We start from the raw sequence: 6,626 nt of genomic DNA, 5'->3' as shown, positions 1-6,626 counted from the left end.
CCCGGCGGCACCGGCCGTGGTGCCCGCCTCGCCGGCCCCTGCCGTCCCGCCCGCCCCGCCCGCGGTCGTAGCGCCGGCACCGTTGCCCGTGGGGTGCTCGTAGGCGGCGGCGAGGGTGGCCGCGCCGAGCGCCACGACGTGCTTGGGGTGGGCGTCGACCGCGGTGGGCCGGCCGAGCGCCTCGGACACCATCTGCGACACGAGCGGGATGCGGGACGAGCCGCCCACCAGCAGCACCGCGTCGAGGTCCTCCGGCTCCACGTTCGCGGTCCGCAGCGCCCGGCGGAGCGCGCGGACGGTCGACTCGATCGACGGCCGCATCATCTCCTCGAGCTCGGCGCGGGTCAGCCGCACCTCGGTCTGCAGGCCAGGCAGCAGCACCGGGATGATCGTCTCGACGTCCGCCGACAGCGTCTCCTTCGCCAGCACGCACTCCTGGCGCAACCGCAGCAGCGCCGCCGCGTTCTGCCGGTCGCCGTGGTCGAGGGCCGTGACCGCCCCGTCGAGGGTCCGGTCGACGAAGGCGAACACGGCCTCGTCGAAGTCGATCCCGCCCAGGCCCTCGACCCCCTCGGGGACGCCGAGGGTCTCGAAGCCGGGGGCCCGCCGGCGCAGCACCGTCGCGTCGAAGGTCCCGCCGCCGAAGTCGTACACGGCGATGATCGCCCCGTCGGCCAGGCGCTCGTTCGTCGCGTAGTGCGCCGCGGCGGCCTCCGGCTCGGTCGTCATCGACACGTGCTCGACCTCGGCGATCCGGGGCACCGACCCGAACAGCTCGAGCTTGTAGGGCCCCCAGTTCGCCGGATGGGTCAGGACGACGTGCTCGGCCGGGCCGCCCTCGCGGTCGGCGACCGTGTCGACGACGGCGTGGAGCAGCTGCGCCAGCACCGAGGCGACCGAGTGCGGGGCCCCGCCGAGGACGAGCGGCGTGGGGTCGCCGAGGCGCCGCTTGAACTCGCGCGCGACCCGGTCGGGCTCCATCAGCGCCCGGCGGTCCGCCGCGTCCCCGGTGAGCACCGGCCCGTCGCCGCGCCAGAGCACGACCGAGGGGATCGCCGCGCTGCGGTCGCCCAGCGTGGCCATCTCGACGGCGCCCCGGCGGTCGACCGCCGCGGCGGTGAAGGTGGTGCCGAGGTCGATTCCGAGGCTGTAACCCACCGGGCCTCCTCCACGCGTCGGGGCGGCGACGGCCCGAGGCCTCCCGCCCGGTCAACCTCCCGGCCCCCGCCCGGCCCGTCATGAGTAGCGGGCTACTCACCCGGGGCGCCGGCCGCCGCCCGACTACTCATGTCCGACCGGTCACGCCCGCGAGGGGCGCGCCGGCCGCTGCTCATCCCTGGCCGAGCCGGCCGAGGATGCCCTCGCAGCTGCGCACCAGCAGCCACGCCGCCTGCCGGACCTCCCGGGGGGAGGCGGGGTGCTCGGCTCGCAGCTGCCAGCGCAGGTGCTGGTCCGCGGCAGCCTTGCGGACCTGCTCGGAGCCGGCGTCGGCGGCCAGGCCGAGCCGGCTGCGCGCGTCCGTGCCGCCCGCCCCGAGCAGCAGCTCGGCCGCGCTCGCCTCGTCGGGCGAGAGCGGCACGACCCCCGAGCGCACGGCGTCCAGCAGGGCGATCTCGGCGAACTCGTGGGCCTCGACCCGCACCCGCTCGACCTCGCGCGCGAGACCGGAGGTCGCCGACGGCGGGAACCGCCGCACGAGCGCCTCGAGCGCCATCAGCGCCGACCGGGCCTTGAGCACCTCCGCGCGCGCCGCGAACTGCTCGGCCAGCACGGCCTGCAGCAGCGGGAGGCCGCTGGCCTGCGTCAGCGCGGCCGCGAGGCCGCGGGCGCCGGTCACCTCGCCGTCGCGGACGACGCGCGTGGCGAGCCGCAGCCCGAACATGCCGAACCGGTCCAGCAGCAGGGCGCGCTCGTCGGGCAGCAGCGGGACCTCGCTCGGCGCGGTCAACAGCCGGTCCGCGGTGAGCAGCAGCCGGTCCAGGTCGGGGGCCTGCGCGAGGACGTCGATCATCCGGTACTCGCTCTCCCGGAGGGCCGCCGCGGACGAGGCCAGCAGCCCGGCCACCGGGACCACCGTGCGGCACAGCGCCCGGATCCGGGGATCCGCGGCGTACCGGGTGGCGATCCTGCCCGCGACGTCGAGCGCGTCGGGCCGGGCGTGCCCCACCTCGTCGGCCCGGGCGAGCACGCCCACGGTGTTCACCGGGTTGCGGTCGGGCGAGCCGTCCCGGAAGGTCTCGAGGAACCGGACGTCCTCGCCGTGCACGTGGCGCATCAGGTAGATCACCGCGTCGACCTCGGCGGGCGCGCCCTCGAGCTCGGCCTCCGGGGTCAGCAGCGCCTCGGTCCGCTCGCCGAGCGCGGCGGTCGCCGAGCCCATGCCCGGCGTGTCGATCAGCGACATCGTCCGCAACGCCGGCGCCGGCCACTGGACCACCAGCCGCTCCACGTCCGCCGCGGTCACCCCGTCGAGCCGGATGTCCAGGGCGCCCTGCACCCGCCGGAACGGCACCTGCCGCGACGGCCCCTCCCGCGGGTGCAGGTCCACGCGGTAGGTCGTCCCGTCGACGTACCAGGTGACGATGCGCGTGCACTCCCCGGCGTCGGTGGCGGCGAGCTGCTGGCCGACCAGTGCGTTGAGCAGCGTGGACTTGCCCGCCTTGACCCGGCCGGCGATGGCCACGCGGAGCGGCTCGGCGAGCCGGGCGGCCACCGCACGCAGCTCGGCCTCGGCCGGCCCGCCGGCGTACTCGCCGATCGCCGACCGCACCAGGGCGGCGACCCGCGCTCCGACGCCGGGCGTGTTCATCGGGCCGGTTCCGCGGCCGTCCGGGCCACCATCTGCTCCGTGCGCGTCCGGAGCGCGGCGAAGAGCTGCAGGTCCTTCTGCAGCCGGCGCAGGTCGTCGGCCGCGTCCTCGTCGTCGCGCACCGCCGCGCGCGCGGCGTCGAGCGCCTCGGCGGCCGACCGCTGGAGCTCCTCGGCCCGCCGGGTGTACCGCTCGCGCATCTCCCGCTGCGCCCGCCGGACCGTGTCCCGGGAGTCCTTCGACACCTGCATCGAGAACTCCTCGACGAACCGGCTCACCGCGGTGCGCGCGACCGCGCGGCGCTTCTCGACCGCCCGGCGCCGCTCCTCGCCCAGTGCGGCGCGACCCATCAGCAGGCCCGCGACGATGCCCACGGGGCTGGGGATCACCAGCGTGGTCAGGTGCGCGAGCATGGTGAACATCATGTAGCCGGCGTAGGTCTTCTGGAAGATCGCCATCTTGCCGGTGAGCTTCTTCGGGGACTCGAGCGCGGTCGTGTCCACCGAGAGCCGTTCCAGCACCCCCAACGGCGCCCGGACCGTGAGGATCTGCTTCTCGACCAGCTCGAAGTGCTCGGCGACCCGGTCCGCCAGCTCGTCCGCGGCCCTGGTGAACCGCGCGTAGTTCTCCAGCGTCTCCGCGGCCAGCCGCGAGCGCAGCCACTTCTCGAACTCGTCCCAGTTCTTGGCGGGATCGCCCTCCTCGATCGCCTGCTCCGCCTCCGCGAGCACCGCCCGGGTGCGCACCCGGAAGTCGAAGTCGACGTCCGACGAGATGTCGGCGAAGCCGTCGTAGAGCACCTGCTGCCACCGCGAGCCGCGGCTGCGCAGGGTGTCCGCCCGCTCGCGTGCGCGGACGAGCTCGGCCCGTACGTCGCCGGCCTCCTCCGGGCGGCCCAGCGCGGCGGCCCGCGCCGAGAGCGTGGGGACGATCTGCCCGATGACCGAGAGCAGATGGGCACCCACCGCCTGCACCGCGACGCGCTCCGCGTCCTCGACGACGTCGCCGATCCGGCGCACGAGGGGCGGGAACCCGGACTCCTCGTTCAGCTGGGCGTCGGCGGTGTCGGCGGCCACCGACCGCACCCGCGAGGACACGGCGAAGGACTCCACCGTCACCCCCTCCCGGGCCAGGTGCCCGAGGTCGAGCTCGAGGATGCGCCGCCAGTGCGGGTAGAGGTCGGTCTTGGTCACCACGAACAGGACGGTGGGGCACAGCTCGGCCACGGTCCGCAGGAACCGCAGCTCCGCCGCGGTGAGCTCCTGCGAGGCGTCGGAGACGAACAGCACGGCGTGCGCCGAGGGCAGCGCGCTCGCGGTCACCGCGTTGCGGACCGACCCGAGCCCGCCGACCCCCGGGGTGTCCACCACGATCAGCCCGGACTCCAGCAGCGCCCGGTCCACGCCCACGGTGACCGACCGCAGGCGCCGCCGGTTGCCGGGGTTGCCGCCCTCGGCGACGTGGGCGGCGATCTCCTCGAACGCGATCGGCTCGCTCCACGGCGAACCGACGTCGCCGTCCTGCGGTTCGTAGGTGGCCCGGGCGTTGGGCTCGGCCGCGAACCTCACGACGGTCGGGACGGCCGTGGCGATGTCGTCGTCCACGGGACAGACCGAGGTGGTCAGCAACGCGTTGACCAGCGAGCTCTTGCCCTTCTTGTACTCCCCGACGACGTAGACGGTGACGCCGGATCCGGACAGCAGGTCCCGGGCGCCACGCAGCCGCTCGACGAGGTCGTCCCGGCCGTAGGCGTCGGCGCCCTCGATCGCCAGGTCCACGGTCTCGCGGGCGTAGCGCACCGCGGCGCTCGGTCCCTGCTGCTGGATCATGCTCCCCCCGGTCCGGCCCCCGACCCCCGGCGGCCCTGCCCGGCGCCGCCCCGGAGGGCGGCGCCTGTCGCGGATCAGACGTGCTCGGTCCCGGACACGTCGTGCGACTCCCGCATGTCGTGGTGCTCCTCGTCGCCACGACGGCCGTGGTCCTCGGTCCGCTCGTGGTCGTAGCGGTCCCCGTCGTGCTCGGAGCGGATCCCCTGGTGCTCGTACCGGTGCTCCTCGTCGCGGTGCTCGCCCCGGTCCCGGTGCTCGTCGCGGTCCCGGTGCTCGTCCCGGCCCCGGTCCCGGTGCTCGTCGCGGTCCCGGTCCCGGTGCTCGTCGCGATCGCGGTCGCGGTGCTCGTCGCGGTCCCGCTGCTCGTGCCGGGTGCCCTCGAAGCGCCGGCCGTGCTCCTCGCGCCCGTGGTGCTCGCCCCGGTGTTNCTCGCCCCGGTGTTCCTCGCCCCGGTGCCCCTCGCCCCGGTGCCCCTCGCCCCGGTGCCCCTCGCCCCGGTGTCCCTCACGGTGCTCGTCGCGGTCGCGGTGCTCCTCGCGCTCGCGGCGCTCCTCGCGCTCGTGCTCGCGGCGCTCGTCGCGTTCGTGCTCGCGGCGCTCCTCGCGGCGGTCCTCCTCGCGCTCGCGGTTCTCCTCGCGGCGGTGTTCCTCGCGCTCGCGGTTCTCCTCGCGGCGGTGTTCCTCGCGGTCCCGCTGCTCGTGCCCGAAGACGTCCCCGCTGCGGGTGTGCTCGCCCGTGCTCTGGTCGGTCATGACGGTGCGGTGTGCCCGCTGCTCACGCCCGAAGACGTCCCCGCTGCGGGTGTGCTCGCCCGTGCTCTGGTCGGTCATGACGGTCCTCCCCTGCCCGGTGCCTGTCCCTGGCTGGTTCCCCTCGCCCGGCGGCGACCGGCCGGTCGCCGGGCAGCAGTCTCGGGGCGGTCGCGACCCCGCGTCCTGAGTAGTCCGGTACTTCCCTGCGCCCCGACGGGCGCCGGGCTACTCATCCGTGGCCCCGGCGACCGGCGGAGACGGCGTCACTCGGCCACGCCCGCGCGCAGCGCCTCGCCCAACTCCCGCCGGCCGGGGACACCGAGCTTGCGGTAGATGCCGTGCAGCACGTTGTCGACCGTGCGCACCGACACCATCAGCTGGGCCGCGATCGCCTTGCTGGTCATCCCGCCGGCCGCGAGCGTCGCGATCTCGATCTCCCTGGACGTGAGGACCCCGGCCGCGCCCAGCGACGCGAGCGCCGGGGTCGCGGCGCCCTGACAGCGCCCGGCCCACTCCCGGGCCCGGGTCGCCGCGAGCCGCGCCGCGCCCTGGCGCCCCGCGAGCTCGTGCAGGTGGACGGCCCGGGCGGAGACCTCGGCGGCCAGGAGCAGCGCGCCGTGCTCGGCGAAGACCTCCGCGACCTCGCCCAGCCGGCGGGGGTCGCCCGCCACGAGCGCGACCGCCTGCCGGGCGTAGGCGGGAGCCATCGGACCGTCCACCTGCGCCGCCACCTCGGTGATCCGCTCGAGCGTCGTCGTCGCGGCACCGAGCCGGACGCAGCCGTGCAACGCCTCCAGCTCGGTCTGCACCTGGGAGACCGCCCGCGCCCGCCGGGCCGCGTCCAGCGCGCGGGTCACCGCGTCGCCGCGGCCCTGGGCGGCGGCCACCCACGCCGAGGCGAGCACCACCCACGCCTCGCCGGCTCCGCCGACCGCCTCGGACGCCCGCACGGCCTGCCGGAGCGCCGCCGCCGCGGCGACGGCGTCCCCCCGCATCGCCTCGGCCTCGGCGATCTGCGCCGACACGGCGGCGAGGAAGGGGAACGACCCGCCCTCCACCGCCCCCGCGGCGTCGCGCAACCGATCCAGGGCGTCGCCGAGCAACCCCTGCCGCGCGAGCGCGATGCCGTGCCAGCCCTCGTACAGGGCCTGGGCCACGGGTTGGTGGGCGCTCGCCGCGCGCTGGTGGCCGGCCTCGGCGAGCGCGGCCGCGTCCCGCGACCGGCCCAGGGCGATC

The 6,626-nt window shown here is 76.2% G+C and carries 4 protein-coding genes; all 4 read right to left on the bottom strand.

The features are described from left to right. Positions 1-1,158, bottom strand: a 1,158-nt coding sequence (locus ACFQH9_RS16095; protein ID WP_379566939.1) for an Hsp70 family protein, incomplete at its 3' end; no start/stop codon positions are given. 172 nt (positions 1,159-1,330) lie between these two features. Next, positions 1,331-2,809: a dynamin family protein gene (locus ACFQH9_RS16090; protein WP_379566938.1), complete on the bottom strand. Its 1,479-nt coding sequence runs from the start codon at positions 2,807-2,809 to the stop codon at positions 1,331-1,333. Next, positions 2,806-4,638, bottom strand: coding sequence for a dynamin family protein (locus ACFQH9_RS16085; RefSeq protein WP_379566937.1), 1,833 nt, complete (start codon positions 4,636-4,638; stop codon positions 2,806-2,808). The genes ACFQH9_RS16090 and ACFQH9_RS16085 overlap by 4 nt, the downstream gene beginning before the upstream one ends. Positions 4,639-5,653: 1,015 nt before the next feature. Then, positions 5,654-6,626 (bottom strand): LuxR C-terminal-related transcriptional regulator (locus ACFQH9_RS16080; RefSeq protein WP_379566936.1); only part of this gene is annotated, 973 nt, incomplete at its 5' end.

Source organism: Pseudonocardia lutea (assembly GCF_042658055.1).
Taxonomy (GTDB): domain Bacteria; phylum Actinomycetota; class Actinomycetes; order Mycobacteriales; family Pseudonocardiaceae; genus Pseudonocardia; species Pseudonocardia lutea.
This window is presented reverse-complemented; position numbering and strand designations above follow the sequence as displayed.